Annotated in this window: 17 protein-coding genes and 1 riboswitch; of the genes, 8 read left to right on the forward strand and 9 right to left on the reverse strand. The window is 66.1% G+C overall.

Annotation, left to right across the window (positions count from 1 at the left end; all coding sequences use genetic code 11):
* Positions 1-210 precede the first annotated feature (210 nt).
* Complete coding sequence (locus tag ACT6SE_RS15545; protein WP_032960031.1) at positions 211-2,175, forward strand: M2 family metallopeptidase; 1,965 nt, start codon at positions 211-213, stop codon at positions 2,173-2,175.
* A gap of 294 nt (positions 2,176-2,469) precedes the next feature.
* Here ACT6SE_RS15545 and ACT6SE_RS15550 read toward each other — a convergent pair whose 3' ends face one another.
* From ACT6SE_RS15550 to ACT6SE_RS15560, 3 genes are all read right to left on the reverse strand, one after another.
* A complete protein-coding gene (locus ACT6SE_RS15550) occupies positions 2,470-2,862 on the reverse strand; it encodes a hypothetical protein (RefSeq protein WP_046431969.1) in 393 nt (130 codons plus the stop codon).
* Between the two features lie 83 nt (positions 2,863-2,945).
* The gene (locus ACT6SE_RS15555; protein ID WP_046431970.1) at positions 2,946-3,839 is read right to left on the reverse strand and encodes a siderophore-interacting protein; all 894 of its coding nucleotides are present in this window, start codon (positions 3,837-3,839) and stop codon (positions 2,946-2,948) included.
* 140 nt (positions 3,840-3,979) lie between these two features.
* A complete protein-coding gene (locus tag ACT6SE_RS15560) occupies positions 3,980-5,206 on the reverse strand; it encodes a multidrug effflux MFS transporter (RefSeq protein ID WP_032960036.1) in 1,227 nt (408 codons plus the stop codon).
* A 299-nt stretch (positions 5,207-5,505) separates the two neighbouring features.
* Positions 5,506-5,608: riboswitch (glycine riboswitch) on the forward strand.
* Between the two features lie 62 nt (positions 5,609-5,670).
* Between ACT6SE_RS15560 and gcvP the strand changes: the two genes are divergently transcribed.
* On the forward strand, positions 5,671-8,538 hold the full coding sequence (gene gcvP, locus ACT6SE_RS15565) for an aminomethyl-transferring glycine dehydrogenase (protein ID WP_444811019.1): 2,868 nt from the start codon (positions 5,671-5,673) through the stop codon (positions 8,536-8,538).
* Between the two features lie 91 nt (positions 8,539-8,629).
* Here gcvP and ACT6SE_RS15570 read toward each other — a convergent pair whose 3' ends face one another.
* From ACT6SE_RS15570 to ACT6SE_RS15580, 3 genes are all read right to left on the reverse strand, one after another.
* Positions 8,630-9,040 (reverse strand): VOC family protein, encoded by a 411-nt coding sequence (locus ACT6SE_RS15570; RefSeq protein ID WP_005418291.1) that lies wholly within the window; start codon positions 9,038-9,040, stop codon positions 8,630-8,632.
* 138 nt (positions 9,041-9,178) lie between these two features.
* Positions 9,179-10,546, reverse strand: a complete 1,368-nt coding sequence (locus ACT6SE_RS15575) for an amino acid permease (RefSeq protein WP_014648020.1) — start codon at positions 10,544-10,546, stop codon at positions 9,179-9,181.
* Between the two features lie 82 nt (positions 10,547-10,628).
* Entirely contained in the window at positions 10,629-11,351 is a 723-nt protein-coding gene (locus ACT6SE_RS15580; protein ID WP_014038112.1) for an AraC family transcriptional regulator, read from the reverse strand.
* A 114-nt stretch (positions 11,352-11,465) separates the two neighbouring features.
* Between ACT6SE_RS15580 and ACT6SE_RS15585 the strand changes: the two genes are divergently transcribed.
* Entirely contained in the window at positions 11,466-13,556 is a 2,091-nt protein-coding gene (locus ACT6SE_RS15585; protein WP_046431974.1) for a catalase, read from the forward strand.
* Positions 13,557-13,578: 22 nt separating this feature from the next.
* On the forward strand, positions 13,579-14,067 hold the full coding sequence (locus ACT6SE_RS15590) for a hypothetical protein (RefSeq protein ID WP_046431976.1): 489 nt from the start codon (positions 13,579-13,581) through the stop codon (positions 14,065-14,067).
* Between the two features lie 8 nt (positions 14,068-14,075).
* Here the strand turns inward: ACT6SE_RS15590 and ACT6SE_RS15595 are convergent, their stop codons facing one another.
* Positions 14,076-14,777 (reverse strand): alpha/beta fold hydrolase, encoded by a 702-nt coding sequence (locus tag ACT6SE_RS15595; protein ID WP_046431979.1) that lies wholly within the window; start codon positions 14,775-14,777, stop codon positions 14,076-14,078.
* 133 nt (positions 14,778-14,910) lie between these two features.
* Between ACT6SE_RS15595 and ACT6SE_RS15600 the strand changes: the two genes are divergently transcribed.
* Entirely contained in the window at positions 14,911-15,198 is a 288-nt protein-coding gene (locus ACT6SE_RS15600) for a hypothetical protein (RefSeq protein ID WP_032960023.1), read from the forward strand.
* Positions 15,199-15,284: 86 nt separating this feature from the next.
* Here the strand turns inward: ACT6SE_RS15600 and ACT6SE_RS15605 are convergent, their stop codons facing one another.
* On the reverse strand, positions 15,285-17,408 hold the full coding sequence (locus ACT6SE_RS15605) for a methyl-accepting chemotaxis protein (protein WP_046431981.1): 2,124 nt from the start codon (positions 17,406-17,408) through the stop codon (positions 15,285-15,287).
* 233 nt (positions 17,409-17,641) lie between these two features.
* Here ACT6SE_RS15605 and ACT6SE_RS15610 point away from each other — a divergent pair, with 233 nt between their 5' ends.
* The 3 genes from ACT6SE_RS15610 to ACT6SE_RS15620 all read left to right on the forward strand — a co-directional run bounded on the left by ACT6SE_RS15610 (position 17,642) and on the right by ACT6SE_RS15620 (position 21,445).
* The gene (locus ACT6SE_RS15610) at positions 17,642-19,645 is read left to right on the forward strand and encodes a CARDB domain-containing protein (protein WP_049420611.1); all 2,004 of its coding nucleotides are present in this window, start codon (positions 17,642-17,644) and stop codon (positions 19,643-19,645) included.
* Positions 19,646-19,815: 170 nt separating this feature from the next.
* Complete coding sequence (locus ACT6SE_RS15615) at positions 19,816-20,778, forward strand: L,D-transpeptidase family protein (RefSeq protein ID WP_046432024.1); 963 nt, start codon at positions 19,816-19,818, stop codon at positions 20,776-20,778.
* Positions 20,779-20,782: 4 nt separating this feature from the next.
* On the forward strand, positions 20,783-21,445 hold the full coding sequence (locus ACT6SE_RS15620; RefSeq protein ID WP_046431983.1) for a M23 family metallopeptidase: 663 nt from the start codon (positions 20,783-20,785) through the stop codon (positions 21,443-21,445).
* Here ACT6SE_RS15620 and ACT6SE_RS15625 read toward each other — a convergent pair.
* Positions 21,375-22,037, reverse strand: a complete 663-nt coding sequence (locus ACT6SE_RS15625) for a hypothetical protein (RefSeq protein ID WP_046431984.1) — start codon at positions 22,035-22,037, stop codon at positions 21,375-21,377. The two genes, ACT6SE_RS15620 and ACT6SE_RS15625, sit on opposite strands and share 71 nt — an antisense overlap.
* Positions 22,038-22,096: the final 59 nt, after the last annotated feature.

Raw genomic sequence — 22,096 nt, forward strand, 5'->3', positions numbered from 1 at the left:
CCCCCATGGATGGGTTTACGGCGTGTCCTGCAAGCCCACACCGCCGCGCCATCCCACGGATACCCCGCTGTTGCGGTTGCTTCGGCGGTTGCTGTTGCTTGTGCTCTGGCCTCTGCGGGTGCCGGGCGCCGCCCGGCCGACTTCCGCCACTTGCGGTGGCAGCGGCTGCCCACTAGCCTTCGGCCGTCGTTCACCACCCAAGGACCGCCCGTGAAACACCGTCATCTCCTGCTGGCCTCGGCAATCGCCGCCGCCACGCTGGCCCTGGCCGCCTGCAAGAAGGAAGCTGCCCCAGGCACCGATACCGCCAGCAGCAGCGCCCCGGCCGGCGAAACCGCCGACCAGTTCGTGGCCCGCATCAATGCCGAGTTCAAGGCCGCCTACCCGGAGATGACCTCGGCGCAGTGGCTGTCCTCCACCTACATCAACAGTGATTCGGAACGCATCGCGGCCAAGGCCAACGAGCGCTCGCTGACCCAGCTCAACAGCTGGATCGAACAGGCTGCGAAGTTCGACGGCAAGCCGATGAGCGAGGACAGCAAGCGCGCGATCCACCTGCTGAAGCTGATGTCGTCGATGCCGGCACCGCGCGACCCGGCCAAGCTGGCCGAGCTGACCCAGATCGCCACCCGCATGGAAGGCAGCTATGGCGCCGGCAAGTACTGCACCGATGCCAACGATCCGAACTCCTGCCGCCAGCTGGGCGAGCTGGAGCAGGTGCTGGCACGCAGCCGCGACTATGACAAGCAGCTCGACGCCTGGCAGGGCTGGCACAGCACCACCAAGAACATGCGCGGCGACTACCAGAAGTTCGTCGGCCTGGTGAACGAAGGCGCCAAGGGCATGGGCTTCACCGATGCCGGCCAGATGTGGCGCAGCGGCTATGACATGCCGCCGGAGCAGATCGGCCCGGAAACCGACCGCCTGTGGGAACAGGTCAAGCCGATGTACGAGCAGCTGCACTGCTACGCACGCGGCAAGCTGGACAAGACCTACGGCAAGGACAAGGCCGAAGTGGGCAACGGCCTGATCGCCGCGCACCTGCTGGGCAACATGTGGCAGCAGGACTGGTCGAACCTGTGGGACCAGCTGGAACCGTACCCGGGCGCCGGCAGCCTGGACATCACCGCGGCGCTGGAGAAGCAATACCAGACCAACCTGAGCGCGGCGCTGGCCAAGGCCGGCAAGGATGCCAACGTGGCCGCGCAGTACAAGGCGCAGCGCGAGGCCGAACTGCGCACCGCCAAGCAGATGACCGAACGCGCGCAGGACTTCTACGTATCGCTGGGCATGCCGTCGCTGCCGCAGTCGTACTGGGAACGCACCCAGTTCATCAAGCCCGATGACCGCGATGTGGTCTGCCACGCCAGCGCCTGGGACATGAACATGGAAGGCGACGTGCGCACCAAGATGTGCATCAAGCCGAACGAAGAGAACTTCACCACCATCTACCACGAGCTGGGCCACATCTATTACGACCTGGCCTACAACCCGCTGCCGCCGCTGTTCCAGGGCGGTGCCAACGATGGGTTCCATGAAGCGATCGGCGACACCATCGTGCTGGCGATGACCCCCAAGTACCTCAGCTCGATCGGCCTGGTCGATGCGCCGACCGAAAGCCGCGAAGCGGTCATCAACAACCAGATGCGCATGGCGCTGTCGGGCGTGTCGTTCCTGCCGTTCGGGCTGATGATCGACCGCTGGCGCTGGGGTGTGTTCGATGGTTCGATCACCGCCGACAACTACAACAAGGCATGGTGGGACCTGAAGGCCAAGTACCAGGGCGTGGCGCCTGCCAGTACCCGTGGCGAGGAGTTCTTCGATCCGGGCGCGAAGTACCACGTGCCAGGCAACACCCCGTACACCCGCTACTTCCTGGCGCGCATCCTGCAGTTCCAGTTCTACAAGGGCCTGTGCGACGCGGCCGGCTACAAGGGCCCGCTGCATGAGTGCACCTTCTACGGCAACAAGGAAGCCGGCCAGAAATACTGGGCGATGCTGAGCAAGGGTGCCAGCCAGCCGTGGCAGGCCACGCTGAAGGAGCTGACCGGCACCGACAAGCTCGATGCCGGCCCGATGATCGAGTACTTCACGCCGGTCAACGAGTGGCTGAAGCAGCAGAACGAAGGCCAGATGTGCGGCTGGCAGGCCAACGCGGCACCGGCGGCGAAATGAGAAAAGGGCGGGTCCGCAAGGATCCGCCCCTTCCTGGTAGTGCCGGCCGCTGGCCGGCAACCACGCGATGAAGACCCCGCGGGCAGCCGGCCAGCGGCCGGCTCTACCGGAACAGCAATCAAGCAAAGGCCAGATGTGCGGCTGGCAGGCCAACGCGGCCCCGGCGGCAAAATGAAAAAAGGGGCGGGTCCGCAAGGATCCGCCCCTTCCTGGTAGTGCCGGCCGCTGGCCGGCAACCACGCGATGAAGACCCCGCGGGCAGCCGGCCAGCGGCCGGCTCTACCGGAATGCCTGTCAGCTGTCCTTCTTCGCCGCCATCGCCGCGGCCAGGTCCGCCTTGAACTCCTCGAAGGTCTGGCCCTTCTCCTGCGCTTCGGCCTGTGCGGCGTCGCGCAGCGCATCGGAGTACATCAGGCGCACCGGCGTGCCGTTGCGCTCGTGCAGTTCACCGGCCTGCATGATCAGCGCCAGTACCTGCGCGGCGGAGTCACTGTGGCCGGCGATACGGCCGTCCATGCCCAGCACCCATTCGCCATCGCGGCGCACGACACCGGCCAGCAGGGTGCGCTGCGCGTCGCGCAGTTCCGCATGCGGCTCCACCGGCGAGGCCTGGGCAGCGGCCTTGTTGGCGGCCTGCTTTTCCCGGCGACGGCGCTGGTCGCGGCGGGTCTTGGAGCTGGTGGACATGGTGCGGTACCGCTGCGAAAGGGGGCGCAAGGATAGCGCACCCCACGCGCAGCACCGCTTCACGCGCGCTCGATCCAGCAAGGTCAGTCCAGCACCTTGCCGTGCCGCCAGTAACCCATGAAGGTGATCGTGCGGCGGTCCAGCCCGCACTCGCGGACCAGATGGCGACGGATCGCCATCACCGCTCCCGCCTCGCCTGCCACCCAGGCATACAGCGGCCCGGCCACGCTGGCATCGGCCTGTTCCCAGAGAATCTGCGCGTCAACGTCGATCTCTTCCAGTTCTTCGCCAGCGACCACGCTCGAGGCGGCCAGGCGCGCCTGCACCGCCTGCAACAGGGGCGCCCCGTACGCCGCCCGCCCGCGCGGCAGCCAGACCAGCTCGGCCGTGGCCGGCGCCTTCAGGCGAACCGCATCACCGGCCTGCGCCACTTCCAGCAGGGCCAGCGTACGCGGCGGATCCACCCTGGCCGCCAGTTCCTCGAGAATCCCGGCCACTGCCGGCAGCGCGGTCTCGTCAGCCACCAGCAGCACCTGGCCAACGCCGGCCGGCGGCTTCCATTCCCAGCCCTCGCTGCTGTCGGCGCAGTCAGCATCCGGGGCCAGCAGCACCACGCGGTCGCCCGGCCGTGCATGGATGGCCCATCGCGAGGCCGGCCCGGTCTCGCCATGCAGCACGAAATCAACATCGACCTCGCCCTGCTCTGCACGCAGCTGGCGGAGGGTGTAGGTGCGCATCGGCGGGCGCTGATCGTCCGGCAGGGCCCGATAGCGTGGGTACCAGTCCTCGCCGCTGGGGACCTGCGGCACCTCCTGGCCGGGCAAGGGGAAGAACACCTTGATGCGCTGGTCCGGCCCTCCGGTCGTCATCCGCGCCACGTCGGCACCGGTGAACACCATGCGGTCCAGGGAAGGGGAAAGAACGCGGCGCTCCTTCAGCGCCACCTCGAACAGGCGGTAGGTCTGCTGCGCAGCCATGGGGAACCTCATGCAACGACAGTGGATCGGCTGGCTGTCGTGCACCTGTGCACCGGCTGGCTGGAGTGCCCAGCCTAGTCCGGTGATTTCCCGTCGCAAGCGTTGCGGGCGTCGCAGCCTGCCCTACCCCTGCGCGCTGCTCAGTGACCCGTGCAGGCTGCCTGCGCCGCGCGTTCGCGCCGGTGTTCCCAGTACCAGAACACGAAGCCGGCGCCGAAGAACCCAGCCTGGCCCAACGCCAGGTGCAGCGGGCTGGCGCTGAGCAGCGGCGACACCACGCCGGCCACCACGGTGCTGATCATCAGCTGCACGAAGGCCTGCAGCGACGAGGCCAGGCCGCGCTGGTGCGGGTACATGTCCAGCACCGCCAGCGCCAGGATCGGGAAGATCAGCGCCATGCCCATGCCACCCAGGAAGATCGGCAGCACCGCCCACGGCAGCACGAACTGCGGCGCCAGCGCCACGTAGCCGACGTTCAGCAGCACCGACAGCGCGCACAGGCCGAAACCAATGGAGACCTGGCGGGTGGGCGTGGTGTGCCCGGCCATGCGCCCGGACAGGAACGAGCCGGTGGTCATGCCGCCGATGGTGGGGATGAACAGCCAGGCGAAACCGCCCTCGCCCAGGTGCAGGTGCTGCATCACGAACACCGGTGCCGAGGAGATGTACAGGAAGATGCCACCGAAACCGATGCTGCCGGCCAGCGCCAGGCGCAGGAAGCGCGGATTGAAACCGATGCGCACGTAATCACGCATCAGCACCCGCGGCGACAACGGAACGCGCGCTTCGAGCGGATGGGTCTCCGGCAGGTAGCGGGCGGTGGCCGCCAGCAGAACCAGTGCGAACACCACCAGGAACCAGAAGATCAGCGGCCAGCCAGCACCGCTGAGCAGGATCCAGCCACCGATGATCGGCGCGATCGCCGGGGCGATGCCGAACAGCATCGACACCTGGCTCATCAGCCGCTGCGCGTCGTGACCGTGGTACAGGTCGCGGATCACCGCGCGGCCGACGATCATGCCGACGCCTGCGGACAGGCCCTGCAGGGCGCGGAACCCCAGCAGCGTGGTCAGATCGGTGGACAGCGCACAGCCGACCGAGGCGCCGACGAACACCACCAGGCCGCCGAGGATCACCCGCTTGCGGCCCCAGGCATCGGACAGCGGGCCGTGTGCCAGGCTCATCAGGCCGTAGAACAGCAGGTACACGCTGATGGTCTGCTGCACCGCCACCTCGTCCACCGCCAGGCGCTGGGCCAGCTGCGGGAACGCGGGGAAGATGGTGTCGATCGAGAACGGACCGAACATGGCCAGGCCGGCGAGCAGCAGGGCCATGCGGCGGGTGGAAGGAGCAACAGCGGCGGTCATGGAGAAGGCGTCCGGCAGGGCCATGCGCGGCACGCACGGCGGGCGCCAGTCCCCTGCAGCAGGGACGGCGCCAGATGAATTCGGGTATCCGCCCATCATAGGTGGGGATTGCGCCTGATGCCATGCAGCAGTGCACAAAACGCACGGGCGGGCCATCGGCCATTCAGGCGCCGCGGCCGGGCCCGCAGGCGGCTGGCGCGCCCGCAACGGGCTATAATCGGCGGGCAACACGGTGGGAGAAGCGGAACACCGCTGCCGAAGGCGCAACGCCCGTAATCGCTCAGGCCCGATACCACCCGTAACACAACTCTGGAGAGACCGGTTCGATCCGGCGCCGAAGGGGCACGAAGCCGCGGTTTTCCGCGCTTCCAAACTCTCAGGCAAAAGGACAGAGGGGCGCCCCGCAGACCGCCGACCGGCGGCTTGTGCCCGTGCGTGTGCCCTTTCCTGACGGATCCTTCGCCATGTCCCAGAACACCCCTTCCCTGCGTGAGCTCGAGCACCACAATGCGTTCGTCGAGCGCCACATCGGCCCCAACGATGCCGAGATCGCGCAGATGCTCGACGTCGTCGGCCACGCGTCGCTGGATGCGATGACCGATGCCATCGTACCGGCCAAGATCAAGTCGCCGGCGCCGCTGGCACTGCCGGAATCGATGACCGAAGTGCAGGCACTGGCGAAGATCCGTGCGATCGCCGACAAGAACACCGTGCTGCGCAGCTTCATCGGCCAGGGCTACTACGGTACCCACACGCCGAACGTGATCCTGCGCAACATCCTGGAAAACCCGGCCTGGTACACCGCCTACACCCCGTACCAGGCCGAGATCTCGCAGGGCCGCATGGAAGCGCTGATCAACTTCCAGACCCTGTGCGCCGACCTCACCGGCATGGAAATCGCCAACGCCTCGCTGCTGGACGAAGCCACCGCCGCAGCTGAAGCGATGACCTTGGCCAAGCGTTCGGCCAAGTCGAAGTCGGACACCTTCTTCGTGCACGACGCCGTGCACCCGCAGACCCTGGAACTGCTGCGTACCCGCGCCGAGCCCATGGGCATCGTGCTGCGCGTCGGCACCCCGGCCGAGGCACTGGAAGCAGAAGCCTTCGGCCTGCTGCTGCAGTACCCGGACACCTTCGGCCAGATCGGCGACTACAAGGCGCTGGTCGAGGCCGTGCACGCGCGCGGCGGCCTGGTGGCCGTGGCCACCGACCTGCTGGCGCTGACCCTGCTGGCCGCCCCGGGCGAATGGGGTGCGGACATCGTGGTCGGCAACAGCCAGCGTTTCGGCGTGCCGTTCGGCTTCGGCGGCCCGCACGCCGCATTCATGGCCTGCCGCGACGCCTACAAGCGCTCGATGCCGGGCCGCCTGATCGGCGTCTCGGTCGATGACCAGGGCAACCCGGCCTACCGCCTGACCCTGCAGACCCGCGAGCAGCACATCCGCCGCGAGAAGGCCACCTCCAACATCTGTACCGCACAGGTGCTGCTGGCGGTGATGGCCTCGATGTATGCCGTGTACCACGGCCCGGAAGGCCTGACCCGCATCGCCCGGCGCACCCACCGCCTGGCCTCGATCCTGGCCGCCGCGCTGCGCGAGGCCGGCGTGCAGGTCGGTGGCGACTTCTTCGACACGCTGCACATCACCGGCGTGCACGCCGATGAGATTCACGCCAAGGCCCGCGCCGCCGGTTACAACCTGCGTGCGATCGACAGCGACTCGGTCGGCATCAGCCTGGACGAGACCGCCACCCGCGCCGACGTGGTCGCACTGGCCGCCGTGTTCGGTGCGCAGGCCGACGTCGACGCGCTGGATGCCAGCACCGCCGATGCGCTGCCGGCCGGCCTGCTGCGCCAGTCCGCATTCCTGACCCATCCGGTGTTCAACACCCACCACAGCGAGCACGAACTGCTGCGCTACCTGCGCTCGCTGGCCGACAAGGACCTGGCGATGGACCGCACGATGATCCCGCTGGGCTCGTGCACCATGAAGCTCAACGCCACCGCCGAGATGATCCCGGTGACCTGGCCGGAGTTCTCGCAGATCCACCCGCTGGTGCCGGCCGACCAGGCGCTGGGCTACAAGGAACTCATCGACACGCTGGAAGCGATGCTGGTGGAATGCACCGGCTATGACGCGGTCAGCCTGCAGCCGAACTCCGGCGCGCAGGGCGAGTACGCCGGCCTGCTGGCGATCCGCGCCTACCACCGCTCGCGCGGCGAAGGCCACCGCGACATCTGCCTGATCCCGGATTCGGCGCACGGCACCAACCCGGCCTCGGCGCAGATGTGCGGCATGAAGGTGGTGGTGACCAAGACCGATGCCAACGGCAACGTCGACGTCGAGGACATCCGCCTCAACGCCGAGAAGTACAGCGACCGCCTGGCCGCGATCATGATGACCTACCCGTCCACGCACGGCGTGTTCGAGGAAGAGGTGGTGGAGATCTGCGAGATCATCCACAAGCACGGCGGCCAGGTGTACACCGACGGTGCCAACATGAATGCCCTGGTCGGCGTGGCCAAGCCGGGCAAGTGGGGGTCGGACGTTTCGCACCTGAATCTGCACAAGACCTTCTGCATCCCGCACGGCGGTGGCGGCCCGGGCGTCGGCCCGTGCGCGGTCAAGGAGCACCTGGCCCCGTTCCTGCCGGGCAAGCTGGGTGACAACGGCCCGGTCGGCATGGTCAGCGCGGCCAGCTTCGGCAGCGCCTCGATCCTGCCGATCAGCTGGATGTACATCGCGATGATGGGCCGCGACGGCCTGCGCAAGGCCACCCAGGTCGCGCAGCTCAACGCCAACTACATCGCCAAGCGCCTGGCCCCGCACTTCAAGACCCTGTACACCGGCCGCAACGGCCTGGTGGCGCACGAGTGCATCCTGGACGTGCGCCCGCTGGAGAAGACCAGCGGCATCGGTGCCGAGGACGTGGCCAAGCGCCTGATCGACTTCGGCTTCCATGCCCCGACCCTGAGCTTCCCGGTGGCCGGCACGCTGATGGTGGAGCCGACCGAAAGCGAATCGCTGCACGAACTGGATCGCTTCATCAACGCGATGATCCAGATCCGCGAGGAGATCACCGCGATCGAAGACGGCCGCCTGGACCGCGAGGACAACCCGCTGAAGAACGCGCCGCACACTGCCACCGCAGTGACCGCCAGCGAGTGGACCCACGCCTACCCGCGTGAACTGGCCGCCTTCCCGCTGGCCAGCCTGAAGCAGAGCAAATACTGGCCGCCGGTGGCGCGTGTCGACAACGTGTACGGCGACAAGAACGTGATGTGCGCCTGCATCCCGGTCGATGCCTACAAGGATGATGAAGTCGAGGCGTGATTCCTCACTGCATCGGTAAAGAAAACGGCCCGCGCAAGCGGGCCGTTTTCATGGGGCGTGTGGACCAAGGCCCACACCCACAAGCATCCGATCACGGGTCCGGCATCTGCCCCAGGCTCAACTGCCACGACACGCCAAAGCGGTCCTGCACCCAGCCGTAGCGATTGCTGAAGTCATAGTCGCCCACCGGCATCAACCAATGGCCGCCCTCACCCAGCACGCGTGCCGCGCGCTCGAACTGCTCGGCACCGGAACACTCGACGAACAGCGAGATCGACGGCGAGAAGGTGAAATCGTGCACGTCCAGGCTGTCGAAGCACAGGTAGTGGGTGCCACCGAGCAGGAAGATGGCCTGGCGGACCTGCCCCGGCACGCCGGCGCCGGCCCCCTCGGGATGGCGTTGCAGGGCCAGCAGCCGGAAATCGGCAAAGGCTTCGGCGTACAGGGCCAGCGCGGCCTCGGCCTGGCCGGTGAACATCAGGAAGGGACGGCTGCGCAGCATGCGGTACTCCTGGTCGACGGGCCGATGACGGCCTGCCTGCACAGTGCCACGCGGAGTGTGTTCCTGTTGTAGAGCCGAGCCCATGCTCGGCTGGCGATCGCGCAAACAGCAGCCGACCGCAGGGTCGGCTCTACAGAATCACGCCTGGCGCATGCGCCGCGCGATGGCACTGCTGGCGGCGATCGTGGCGGTCAACGCCACCATCGACAGGAACTGCAGGCGGGTGTGCGACTCACTCAGCAGCAGGCCGAAGATCAGCGCAAGGATCGCCAGTGCACAGCAGGTCAGCCACGGGAAACCGGCCATGCGGAACGGCAGTCGGGTACCCAGACGATCCGCGCGACGACGCAGCACCAGCTGCGAGACCAGCGACAGCGTCCACACCAGCAGGCAGGTGGAACCGACGATGTTCAGCAGCACCGGCAGCACCCGGTCCGGGAACAGCAGTTCCATCACCGTGGCGGCAAAGCCGAACAGCACGCTGGCCAGCACGGCGATCACCGGCACCTGGCGCGGGTCGGTCCAGCCAAGCACGGCCGGCGCTTCGCGACGCTGCGCCAGCGAATACATCATGCGCGAGGCGCCGTAGAGGTTGGCATTGAGCGCCGACAGCAGCGCGATCACGGCGATCAGCGTGATGGCGGTACCAGCGCCCGGGATGCGGGCGATGTCCAGCACGGCGGCGAACGGCGACTTCAGCGCCTCGCTGGTCCACGGCACCACGGCGATGATCACGCTCAGCGAGCCGATGTAGAACACCAGGATGCGCCAGGCCACGGTGCGGATGGCACGGGCAATGCTGCGCTCGGGGTCTTCGGTTTCGGCCGCCGCCACGGCCACGATCTCGGTGCCGCCGAAGGCGAACACCACCACCAGCAGCGCCGCGCCGATCCCGGCCAGGCCCTTCGGCGCAAAACCACCGTGTTCGGTGAAGTTGCTCAGGCCCGGGGAGGTCACCTGCGGCAGCCATCCCATCAGCAGCGCCACGCCAATGGCGATGAACGCCAGGATCGCCGCGACTTTGAGGATGGCGAACCAGAATTCGAACTCGCCGAAGTTCTTCACTCCGAGCAGGTTGATCGCGGTGAAGAACAGCATGAACGCCAACGCCGCCATCGGTACCGGTATCGCCGGCCAGACCGTGGCCAGCAGCCCGGCCGCACCCACGGCTTCGGCGGCGATCACGATCACCAGCTGCACCCACCACAGCCAGCCCACGGTGGCACCGGCGGTAGCGCCCATGGCGTCGGCTGCATACACCGAGAACGCGCCGCTGGTGGGCTTGGCCGCCGCCATCTCGCCCAGCGCGTTCATCACGATGATCACCAGGGCGCCGGCGACCAGATACGACACCAGGACCGCCGGACCGGCCGCCTGCACACCCACGCCCGAGCCGAGGAAGAGGCCGGCGCCGATGGCGCTGCCCAGGCCCATCATGATCAGCTGGCGGGGCTTGAGCGAATGTCCGAGGCGGGACGGCGAAGCGGTCGGAATCGAGTTGGGCATCGGCGGGGCTGGCGGCGGGCTACAGGGGCGACACCTTACCCTGTCCCGTGCCCACGGGGATAGGCACAGCGCAGCAGGCGGCTCAGGCCAGCGCCGGCTCGCCGACGTTCCCACCGATACGGGCACGATAGGCACGCGGCGAGAAACCGGTTTCAGCCTTGAACTTGCGGGTGAAGGCACTCTGGTCGCTGAAACCGCAGGCCTGGCCGATGCAGGCGATGCTGTCGTCGCCATGCAGCAGATGCATGGCCATCTGGATCCGCAGCCGGGTCAGCACCTGCTGCGGGGTCATCTGGAACACCTTGCGGAAGCTGCGCTCCAGCTTGGACAGCGAAAAGCCGGTGATGTCCAGCAGGGTCTGCATGCGCACGTTCTCGGCGTAGTGCGCGTTGAGGTGGGCCAGCGCCAGCCGCAGCTGCTCGTACTGGGTACCGAGGCTGTCCTTCTGGCCAAGGTCGCGGGAAATGCCGATCAGGCCCTCGATGGCCCCGTCGACCACCAGCGGGCGCTTGCAGGTCAGGCACCAGCCCGGTTCGCGGTTGGCGAACAGGTGCAGCTCCATCAGGTTCTCGATCACCTCACCGGACAGCACGCGGGCGTCCTGGTCAACGTAGTCCGCACTGAGGCCGGTCGGGTAGATTTCGGCCGCCGTACGCCCGATCACGTCCTTGCGCGCGCGCAGACCCAGCCGCCGCAGCATGGTCTGGTTGACGTGGGTGTAACGCCCCTGGCGGTCCTTGATGAAGAACAGCACATCCGGGATGGCGTCGAACAGGGCTTCGATGTCGGCGGGCTCGACTCGCATGCGGCAAGCATACCCGAGCCTGCTTTTGCCCGTACGTTCACCTTTGCCGGACCGTGGTTTAACGGGGCTGGTTCCAGTGTCGTGGTTCCTTTTGATGATCCGGAGCCAACGTCCATGGCCGCCAGCAAGCCGACCGGCAAGCGCGCAACCGTCCCTGCCGAAAGCCACCGCCGGGGCGATGGCGATGAACTGCACCAGCAGGCCGGGGGCAGCCATCCGGCAATGACCACCGACCAGGGCATTCCGGTGGCGGACAACCAGAACTCCCTGCGGCAGGGACCTCGGGGGCCCACGCTGCTGGAGGACTTCATCCTGCGCGAGAAGATCACCCACTTCGATCACGAACGCATTCCCGAGCGCATCGTGCACGCACGTGGCAGCGCAGCACACGGCTACTTCGAGCTGACCCGATCACTGGCAGCCCATACCCGCGCACGCATCCTGACCGAGGTCGGCGTGAAGACGCCGGTATTCACCCGCTTCTCGACCGTGGCCGGTGGCGCAGGCTCGGTGGATACCCCGCGCGACGTGCGCGGCTTTGCGGTCAAGTTCTACACCAAGGAGGGCAACTGGGATCTGGTCGGCAACAACATCCCGGTGTTCTTCATCCAGGACGCGATGAAGTTTCCGGACCTGGTGCACGCAGTGAAGATGGAGCCGGACCGCGCCTTCCCGCAGGCCGCGTCGGCCCATGACACGTTCTGGGACTTCATTTCGCTGATGCCCGAATCGATGCACATGATCATGTGGGCGATGAGCGACCGCGCCATCCCGCGTTCGCTGCGGATGATCGAAGGCTTCGGTGTGCACAGCTTCCGCCTGCTGAACGAGGCCGGCGAGTCGACGTTCGTCAAGTTCCACTGGCGGCCCAAGCTGGGCATTCAGTCCACGGTCTGGGACGAAGCGTTGAAACTGCAATCGGCCGACAATGACTTCCATCGCCGCGACCTGTTCGAGGCCATCCAGCGCGGCGACTTTCCCGAATGGGAGCTGGCGGTGCAGCTGTTCACCGAAGAAGACGCCGACGCATTCCCGTTCGACCACCTGGATCCAACCAAGATCATTCCCGAATCGCTGGTGCCGTTGCAGGTGATCGGGCGCATGGTACTGGACCGCTGGCCCGACAACTTCTTCGCAGAGACCGAGCAGGTGGCGTTCTGCCCGGCCAACGTGCCGCCCGGCATCGACTTCAGCAACGACCCGCTGCTGCAGGGCCGCCTGTTCTCCTACCTGGACACCCAGCTGCTGCGCCTGGGCGGCCCGAACTTCCACCAGATCCCGGTGAATGCACCGAAGTGCCCGTTTGCCAATCATCAGCGCGACGGCCACATGCAGATGCAGGTGCCCAAGGGCCGCGTCGCCTACGATCCCAGCTCGCTGCAGGACGACACCCCGCGCGAGACGCCTCCCGGATTCCGCAGCCATGCCAGCGCCGACGATGGCCGCAAGGGCCGCACCCGCGCGGAGAGTTTCGCCGACCACTACAGCCAGGCCCGGATGTTCTTCCGCAGCCTGGAAAAGCCGGAGCAGGCGCACCTGGCATCGGCGCTGGTGTTCGAGCTGTCCAAGGTGGAAACGCTGAAGGTGCGGGTGCGCACCGTCAGCCACCTGCGCAACATCGATGACGCGCTGGCGCAGCGCGTGGCCGATGGCCTGGCCCTGCCTGCGCTGCCCGACCCGGCCCCAACCGCCACGCCGGTGCGAGACATGCCGCCCGCTCCCGAGGTGCGCGTGATCGGGCGTAACAAGCCGACCCTGCAGGGTCGCTGCATCGGCATCCTGTTCGACGAAGGCTCCGACGCGCGCGTGATTGCCAGCCTGAGCAAGGCCGCCCGGAAGGCAGGTGCAGACGTGAAGCTGGTCGCGCCAAAAGTGGGAGGCGCCACGCTGAGCGATGGCGCATTGCAGGCGGCAGATGGGCAGCTGGCGGGCACCCCGTCAGCCGTGTTCGATGCAGTAGCCGTGGTGCTCAGCCTTGAAGCCGCGAAGGCCTTGTCGAAAGAGAGTGCAGCCGTCGAATTCGTCAGCCAGGCGTGGGCACACCTGAAGGCCATCGCCAGCGACGCGGGCGGCCAGGTGCTGCTGAAGGCGGCGCGCGTCGGCAACGACCCCGGCATCGTCGAAGCAGAAGACGCCAAGGCATTCCTGGCGGCGGCCGCCACCCGCCAGTGGGCGCGCGAGCCCAAGCTGCGCCTGCTGGCCTGACCACAACGACAGGAGAATCGTCATGCCCCGTGGTGACAAATCCGCATACACCGAAAAGCAGAAGCGCCAGGCCGAGCACATCGAGCAAAGCGAACGTGATCGCGGCGCGAGTGAAGGCACCGCCGAGCGCATTGCCTGGGCCACCGTGAACAAGCAGGACGGCGGCGGCAAGCGCGCCGGCAGTGCCCGCAAGGGCGCGAAGAAGGCGACCAGCAAGAAGGCTGCCAAGAAGGCGCCTGCCAGGAAATCGGCCACAAAGAAGGCCGCAACCAAGAGGACGGCGGCGAAGAAGGCACCTGCGAAGAAGGCAGTGGCGAAGAAGGCACCGGCTCGCAAGACCGCGACAAAGAAGGCCGCAAAGAAGACGGCGAAGAAGGCAGCGGTAAAGAAGGCGGGTACGGCCGCCGCGCGGAGCGCCGCCGCGAAGAAGGCAGCCAAGACGCGAGCCGCGAAGAAGACCGTGCGCAAGGCGGCGGCGAAGAAAGCCGCGCGCACGCGTGCACGCGGCTGAGTCTTCGATCAGGAGGGGAGCGCCCTCATCCATGCGGCAACTTCGGCTGCGGCTGCCTCGGCACGGGCCTGCAGCAGTAGATGCGGCCCTTCCAGCGATACGTGCCGGGCATCGGGCAACAAGACCTGCAGCTCGGCCACGCTGGGCGGCCACAACAGGTGGTCCTGTCGTGCATGCAGGCATAACGTCGGCAGCATGAGCTTCGGCAACTGCGCGCGGACATCGATCTGCAGTGTCGCCGCAGCGCGCTGCCGCAGGATCGCGGTCGGTACCGCAGCGATCGCATGCCGCAGCTCGCGAAGGTTCATGCGTGTCCGCCAATGCCCCAGCAGAAGCCGGGCCAGCAACGCCAGCGGCGGCGGTGGCCATGCAGGGGCAAGCAAGCGTGCGCTCGCCGCTGGCAGCGGCACCGGTCGCCGCGCGAAGGTCGTACTCAATATCAATCCGCGCAACCCCGGCGGTGAAGCCACCGCCAGTTCGATAGCCAGCGGCCCGGCAAACGATTCAGCCAGCAGCACAAAGGGAGAGATGGGAAGCTGCGGGCGCAGGATCGACGCCAATGTAACGTAGTCCTGTGGCCCGTGCATGGGCAGCGGCAGCACCTGCACGGTAACCCCCTGGTCCTGCATCGCTTCCACGAAGCATGTCGACAGCAGGCCGCTGCCATCCAGCCCGGGCAGCATCACGATCGGGAGCATCACGGCGTTCATCACATTGCTCACTTCTCAGGTCCCTTCGCACGACTCGCTGCCGCGCAGCTTCGCTTATCGGCTCGACCCAGGGAAGTGCACGCCGCTGCTCGCGGCGCTACCCTGATGGCCCCGGACAGACGAGGAAGGCGGCATGCGCAAGCCACGCTGGCTCAGCTGGACCGGCATTGCCCTATGCGCGCTCTATCTCGCGCTGACCACCTGGCTGGTGCTCGATGCCCGGTCCAACAGCGACCCCAAGAGCGCCTACATCCTCATGCAACTGCCGGTGATGCTGCAGACCGCAGCACTCAACGTCATCGGCGTGGGACGCTGGCTTTCCGGAATGACCTGGATCACCGTCTACCTTCTGGTGATTCCTCCCACGCTTGGCGTGCTGTACGTGCTTGGGGCCATGCTCGGCAGCGTCCTGGAGCAATGAGGGCGATCCTCCCTGCTGCCTGAGCGGGCAATGCAAATACGGCCGCTCAAGGCGGCCGTATTCCTGTCACGGGGTCAGCAGCCTGCTCAGGCTGCACGGCGCGGCACGGCCGAAGCCACTGCGCCTTCCACCTTGAATACCGCTACCGACGTGGTCAGCGCATGCGCCTGTTCTTCCAGCGCGCGGCTCGCCGCAGTGGCTTCTTCCACCAGGGCCGCGTTCTGCTGCGTCACCTGGTCCATCTGCACCACCACCTGGTTGACCTGCTCGATGCCGGCGGCCTGTTCCTTGCTGGCCGCTGCGATGTCGCTCATCAGCTGGGTGGTGCGCGAACTGGCCTGGGCGACGCGTGCGATCGCTGCTTCCGATTCAACGGTCACCGCCAGGCCACTCTTCACCTTGGCAGCGGCGTCTTCGATCAGCTCCTTGATTTCCTTGGCCGCGACGCCGGCGCGCTGCGCGAGCGTGCGTACTTCGCTGGCGACCACGGCAAAACCACGGCCCTGCTCGCCCGCGCGCGCGGCTTCCACCGCAGCGTTCAGCGCCAGGATGTTGGTCTGGAACGCGATGCCGTCGATAACGGTGGAGATTTCCGAGATGCGTGCCGAGGACTGATCGATCTCACCCATCACCGAGGCCATCTGCGCCATCGCCTGCTCGGTCTCGCGTACGGCGGCACCGGCGGCATGCGCTTCGCTGTCGGCCTGACGCGCCAGCTCGGCGTTCTGGCGCACGGTGGAGGTCAGCTCCTCCATCGACGCGGCAGCTTCCTCCAGGTTGGCCGCCTGCTGCTCCGTGCGGCGCGACAGGTCGTTGTTGCCGGCGGCCAGTTCCTGGGCCGCGTTGTTGATGCTGTCGGCAGCCACCTGGATGCCCCGCACAATGCCCGTCAGCTGCGCGGTGGTGGTATTGGCGTCGTCGCGCATGCGCGCGAACACGCCGTCGTACTCACCGTCCATGCGTGCGGTCAGGTCACCGTGCGAGATCGCGCGCAGCACGTCGGAAACATCGGCAATGCTGGCCTGGGAACTGGCCATCATGCCGTTGAGGTGTTCGACCATCGCCTTGAACTGATACTGGAACGCAGCAGCATCGCCACGCATGCTGAAGTCGCCGGCGCGAGCCGCACGGGCCAGTTCATCGATCTGCGCGTTGATCGCCATCAGGCTCTGCTTTACCGCGGCCAGAGTGCGGGTCAGCGTGCCCTTCTCGCCCGGGTAGTCCGGCAGGTCACGGCTGAGGTCGCCGATCGCGTAACGCTGCATCACTTCGGCCATCAGCAGCTCCACCTGCACGTGCGATTCGACCAGGCTGTTGGTGGCCTGCACCATGCGGCCGAAATCACCGGGGAAGGCACTGTCGTCCATGCGATAGCGGATCGCACCCGCTTCGTGCTGCTCAGCCATCTGCAGCTGTGCGCCGATTGCCGCCTGCACGCTCTGCCGCACGCTGGCCATCGCCTCGCCCAGCTGGGTCAGCTCATCCCGGCCACCGAGGCGGAACTCCTGGTCCAGCTGGCCCTTGGACAGCCGCTCGGCCAGGTTCACCGCGCGCGCCAGCGGGCCGGTCAGGCTGCGGCCGATCATCACCGAGGCGCCGATGCCGGCAAGCAGCGCGACGCCGCCCAGCACCAGCAGCTGCAGCAGGCTGCGTTCGCCCAGGCGGATCGCTTCGGCGGCAGCTTCACGGCTTTCCTTCTCCTCGAAGTCCACGCCATCGGACAGCGCCTTGTTCCAGCCGTTGGCCGCTTCCTGCACCGCGCCCAGGGTCAGCGCCACGGCGCCGGGATAATCGCCCTGCTCCATCAGTTCGCTGGTCTGCTTGTTGAGCGGGCGCGCAACGGCACGCTTGGCCGCGATGGTTTCCGCGATGGTCTTGCCCTGGGCATCGCTGGGCAGCGCCTGGTAGGCGGTCCAGCTGGCCTCATAGCGCTTGACCAGGTCGGCGATGCGCTTCTCGTCGCTGCCGCGGTCTTCGCCCTGACGGATCAGCATTTCGCGGCGCACGACCATCATCTGGTTGTTGGCATCGAGCATCTGCGACAGCAGGCGCACCTTGGCCACGCTGACGTCGACCACCTGCTGCATCGCGCGCTTCTGCACGACACTGGCAGTGGCGCCGGTGGCCACCACGGCGGCGACCAGCAGCAGCAACAGGCCAAAGCCCAGCCCAAGACGCCAGGCAACCCTGACGTTCCTCAAGTAGTTCATGGGGGTATCCAATACGGGGGGATGTGGCCTTATCGGCGGCCTCATGCTGGGTCTTGACCCGTAAATTCTGAACGCTTCGGGCGCGGTTCACGTTTGCATCGCCATTGCCAGCAACGAATGCGCAGCATCTCCGTAGGCGGTCTGATCCACGCAGTTGTTGCCGTTATGCTGGGCCACCGCTGATCTGCAAGATGCCAGACCTCGGCCACCCTCGCCATCGTACAAGGACGACCATGAGGCATTATCTCAGTGCACTTCCGCTCCTGCTTGCCTGCATGACAAGCCCACAGTCCGCGCACGCCCAGGACGCATACACCGGAAGCAACTTCAAGTTCCTCTACGCGTACAACATCATCGGCAATGCTGACCCCGCAGTCCGCTCCCAGCTGACCGAGCTGCACAATGCCGGCGCGAATGTGATTCCCGTGACAGGATGGAATACGGGTGAACTCAGCTCCCGTTTGCAGGCGCTGCGGCAGGACCCGCTGTTATCCAGATTCAAAGTGCTGCTCCAGTTCAACGGACCCGTTCACGACGCCTGGTACGCAGATCCCGGCAGTGCCTGCTCTCCTGGCAACGAGCGTCTACCAGACTGGCTTCAACAGGAGCTTGACGCTGTTGCTGCACTTGCCCTGCAGAACTCAGACATCGTAGTTGGTTACTACACTTTTGACGAACCAGCTCTGCCACAGACACCACAGAACCTTGGTATCTGCAAGCGCTTCCAGGAACTGGTCTACGAAAGGCTTCGGCAAGCGGATCCCGATGCATCCGCGCGCCCGGTGATCATCGCCAATCTGATGGGCACGTTGAGCGATGTCCAGATCCAGTACGCAATGAGCCCACACGCACAGGATGTCGTCTTCGTTGACCAGTATCAGAACACCGTCAACGAACAGGTCGCTCAGTACCAGAAATGGAAACGGCACGGATTGCTGGGAGGTGGAATGGTTCCGGTCCTTCCTGCTTTCAACTACACCGGCTGCAATGACCCCGGACTGCGCACCAGCTTCCGGGTGAAACTCGAAGCTTCATTGCAAGCCGTGTATGGAGCGGACCGCCCTCGCAACCTAGGCAGCGCCTACTTTGCGTTCTGGCCGGGTGCACGCCCTGATTTTCAGTTCGACGGGCAGAACTGCCCTGCCATCTTCAACTCAATGATCGATGACCTCACGCATCAACCGGACCTTCAGGTCACGCGGATCGACACGATTCCAAGCCAGTTCCGGGCAGGGGAGCCAGTCCGTTTCCGGGCAACCATCCGAAATGCCGGCAATGCTCCGTCTCCCATGAATCACCACAGTGTCCTCGTCCATGAGGAAGGACAGTGTTTCGAGGGAGGATGCCAATGGGGAATCTTGACCATCAGTCTGGCCCCTGGTCAACAGGCCACCATAGATCTGAACCAGGGACCCAGCTGGACACCTTCGGCAGGGCTGCATGCGATGACCGTGTTCGCTGATGACGCGGACCGCATCAAGGAACTCGACGAACACAACAACGAGTTGACCCGGGAAATCATGGTGGGGGATCTGCCCGATCTGCAGCCATACCTGATCGAAACGATTCCAGCCAGTTTCAAGCCAGGCGATGCAGTGACATTCCGCACGGCAGTAACCAACCGCGGATCAATGCCCGCACCTGCGGGTTGGCTCGGAGCGGTCTATCTGGTAAACGGCGCGTGCCCAGCCAGTGGCTGCCCCTGGAGTGGCCTGACAACGGCCTTGGCGCCGGGCGAATCCGTATGGTTGAGCCCCGCAGGCCCCGTTTGGCCAGCCGCGGGTGGCCAGCAACAGATCACCTCCATTGTTGACGACCAAGGGCTGATCCAGGAGTCGAATGAGGGCAACAACCAGCTGGCTCGAATCATCCAGGTCTCGGACAAGCCAGACCTTCGGATCACCAGCGCCCATTCACAGCCGCTGCGTCCGAAATCCGGCGATGCAACCTCGTTCACCGCAACCATCGAGAATGTCGGCTCGGTCGCCGCCAGCGCGCCTTGGATTGGGCTGATGGCCATGAAGAACGGGCAGTGTTTCATTGAAGGTTGCGTATGGGGCGGCCTCCAGAACTACACCCTGGCACCCGGCGCCAGCGTCAATGTCAGGACTTACAACGACGTCTGGCGCCCGACCCCAGGGGTGCACTCCATCCAGCTGCTGGTTGACGATCAGAACACCGTGAGCGAGTCACGGGAGGACAACAACAGCATCGACATCATGGTTACTGTGGATTGAACATCAGGGCAGGCGGCGACGGATCCGTGGTCGCCTGCCCTCGTTGCTTTCCATGTGCAGACGCGGCCCCACAAGGGATGGTCACGTTGGCACCACTCATCCCGGCGTCAGATTCTTTTCACATCAGTCCTGCATTGCGCACAGGCATGGTAGTTCCGTGAATGCCGGAGATGCCCATGCGTGTACCCCATCCTGTACTGTTCGTCCTGTCGCTACTGATATCACCCGCCTTCGCGCAGTCCCCTGCGCCCAACCTGCCCGCCCCCATTGCCGAGAAGGCCGACCCGGACACCGCAGTGCGCTCCGCACTGCATGCCCAAGTGCTGCTGGATCGCGCGAATTTCTCGCCTGGCCAGATCGATGGCGAAGTGGGCAGCAACCAGCGACGCGCGGTGGCGGGCTTCCAGGCCGCGCATGGGCTGACCGTGACGGGTGAGCTGGACGACGCCACCTGGAAGGCTCTGCAGGCTGATACGGTGGGGCCGCTGGCCAGCTACACGCTGACTGCCGAGGATGTCGCCGGTCCGTTCCAGCCCATACCGAAAGGACCTGCCGCACAGGCCAAACTGAAATCGCTGGGTTTCAGCAGTGTGGAAGAAGCCCTGGGCGAGCGCTTCCACGCCTCGCCGGAGTTGCTGAAGGTGCTCAATCCCGGCGTGGATCTGACCAAGGCTGGCAGCCGCATCCAAGTGCCCAACATCGCACCAGCGGCATTGCCGAAGGCGGCGAAGATCGTGGTCGACAAATCCGACTCCACCCTGCAGTTGCTGGATGCGCAGGGCAAGCTGATCGCGCAGGTGCCGGTGTCATCGGGCAGCCAGCACGACCCGTTGCCGATCGGCGAATGGAAGATCCTGGGCGTGTATCGCGACCCGCCGTTCCACTACAACCCGAAGTTGTTCTGGGATGCGCGCAAGGGCGAAAAGAAGGCGACGCTGCCACCGGGCCCGAACAATCCGGTCGGCCGGGTCTGGATCGACCTGTCCAAGCCGCACTACGGCCTGCATGGCACACCCGAACCCAGCCACGTGGGCAAGACCGAATCGCATGGCTGCGTACGCATGACCAACTGGGATGCGGTGCGTGTGGCCGACGCAGTGGATACCTCGGTACCCGTGGTGATGCAGGAGTGAACCGATGCGTCTTTCGCAGCTGATCGTGCTGGGCGTGCTGCTGGGCGTGGGAGCAGGCTGGTGGCTGCACCCCGATGCGGGTGAGCCGGTGGCGGTTTCCCCGCCCGCAGTGCAACCAGCGGTCGCTGCGGTTGCAACGCCGCGCGTAGGCGCTCCGGCTCCCACGGCCTTGTCGCCGTCCAGCGCCACTGATGCACCGTCCGGCCTGCTGCTGCCGGTGCAGGGCATCCTGGCCTCGCAGCTGCGCGATACCTTCACCGATGCACGCAGCGAAGGCCGCGTACACGATGCCATCGACATCATGGCCGATGCAGGTACTCCCATACTCGCGGTGGCTGATGGCACGGTGGAAAAACTGTTCGACAGCAAACGCGGCGGGCTGACGATCTACCAGTTCGAGCCCAGCGGACGCTGGTGCTACTACTACGCGCACCTGCAGCGCTATGCCGATGGCCTGGCCGAGAAACAGGCGATCAAGCGCGGGGATGTGATCGGCTACGTCGGCAGCACCGGCAATGCCAGCGCCGAGGCCCCGCACCTGCACTTCGAAGTGCATGTCTTGGGGCCGGAGAAGCAGTGGTGGAAGGGAGAGTCGATCAATCCCTATCCCTTGCTGAAGTCGGCGGCACCGATGCCCGGCGCTGCTGGCGCCGCAACGCCACAGTGAAGACAGTCAACGCAGCCCCCGGAATCAGCAGGAACAGCGCCGCCATCTTCCAGAAAAAGAACGGCCACAGCCAGAGGTAGTCCAGGTCGGTCAGCTTCAGCAGACCCAGCGGCGGCTGCAGCTCGATGTCTGCAGTGCGTCCCGCCAGCGCCGGATCCACCTCCAGCACGGTTACCCGCAGCCATGAGCGGCCGCGTGGCAATGCGTCGCCGCGACCGTAACCAAAGTAGGAGGCCATGAGGCCGCTGGACTCAACCGATACCAGCGCGCGGTCGATGCCCTGCCCGGCCACTCCCCAACGCTCCCCTGCGCGGAAGTCTCCATGATCGGTGGGAGTCTCGATGCGCAGCAGCACTTCAGGGTCAGCCTCTGTACCGTCCGCGGCATAGCGCAGGCGCAGCCGAAGCTGGTCATCGATGAGGCGGTAGACGGTGATCTGGGCGGTTGCGCCAGGGCGCAGCACCAGCGGCACCGTCTGCGTGCGCGAAGCCAGGGCATTGGCGGCTGCACCCAACACAAGTACCAGGCCGGCCATGCACCACAGGCTCCACGACACCCACAGGGTGACCCGCACTACCGTCCCGCCTTTCACGCTGACATCCTGGTCATCGCGTCGCTTCCCCGCTGGCCTGGCCACACAGTAACGAAAAA

This window comes from Stenotrophomonas sp. LC732 (genome assembly GCF_052446685.1).
In the GTDB taxonomy this organism is placed as follows: domain Bacteria; phylum Pseudomonadota; class Gammaproteobacteria; order Xanthomonadales; family Xanthomonadaceae; genus Stenotrophomonas; species Stenotrophomonas muris.

What these genes read in the sequence shown, in the direction of transcription:
- ACT6SE_RS15580 (WP_014038112.1), bottom strand. Translation starts at nt 11,351, where the DNA reads ATGCGAGTCGAGCCCGCCGACATCGAAGCCCTGTTCGACGCCATCCCG.
- ACT6SE_RS15595 (WP_046431979.1), bottom strand. Translation starts at nt 14,777, where the DNA reads ATGAACGCCGTGATGCTCCCGATCGTGATGCTGCCCGGGCTGGATGGC.
- ACT6SE_RS15615 (WP_046432024.1), top strand. Translation starts at nt 19,816, where the DNA reads ATGCCCATGCGTGTACCCCATCCTGTACTGTTCGTCCTGTCGCTACTG.
- ACT6SE_RS15555 (WP_046431970.1), bottom strand. Translation starts at nt 3,839, where the DNA reads ATGGCTGCGCAGCAGACCTACCGCCTGTTCGAGGTGGCGCTGAAGGAG.
- gcvP (WP_444811019.1), top strand. Translation starts at nt 5,671, where the DNA reads ATGTCCCAGAACACCCCTTCCCTGCGTGAGCTCGAGCACCACAATGCG.
- ACT6SE_RS15585 (WP_046431974.1), top strand. Translation starts at nt 11,466, where the DNA reads ATGGCCGCCAGCAAGCCGACCGGCAAGCGCGCAACCGTCCCTGCCGAA.
- ACT6SE_RS15550 (WP_046431969.1), bottom strand. Translation starts at nt 2,862, where the DNA reads ATGTCCACCAGCTCCAAGACCCGCCGCGACCAGCGCCGTCGCCGGGAA.
- ACT6SE_RS15600 (WP_032960023.1), top strand. Translation starts at nt 14,911, where the DNA reads ATGCGCAAGCCACGCTGGCTCAGCTGGACCGGCATTGCCCTATGCGCG.
- ACT6SE_RS15570 (WP_005418291.1), bottom strand. Translation starts at nt 9,040, where the DNA reads ATGCTGCGCAGCCGTCCCTTCCTGATGTTCACCGGCCAGGCCGAGGCC.
- ACT6SE_RS15590 (WP_046431976.1), top strand. Translation starts at nt 13,579, where the DNA reads ATGCCCCGTGGTGACAAATCCGCATACACCGAAAAGCAGAAGCGCCAG.
- ACT6SE_RS15605 (WP_046431981.1), bottom strand. Translation starts at nt 17,408, where the DNA reads ATGAACTACTTGAGGAACGTCAGGGTTGCCTGGCGTCTTGGGCTGGGC.
- ACT6SE_RS15620 (WP_046431983.1), top strand. Translation starts at nt 20,783, where the DNA reads ATGCGTCTTTCGCAGCTGATCGTGCTGGGCGTGCTGCTGGGCGTGGGA.
- ACT6SE_RS15610 (WP_049420611.1), top strand. Translation starts at nt 17,642, where the DNA reads ATGAGGCATTATCTCAGTGCACTTCCGCTCCTGCTTGCCTGCATGACA.
- ACT6SE_RS15560 (WP_032960036.1), bottom strand. Translation starts at nt 5,206, where the DNA reads ATGACCGCCGCTGTTGCTCCTTCCACCCGCCGCATGGCCCTGCTGCTC.
- ACT6SE_RS15575 (WP_014648020.1), bottom strand. Translation starts at nt 10,546, where the DNA reads ATGCCCAACTCGATTCCGACCGCTTCGCCGTCCCGCCTCGGACATTCG.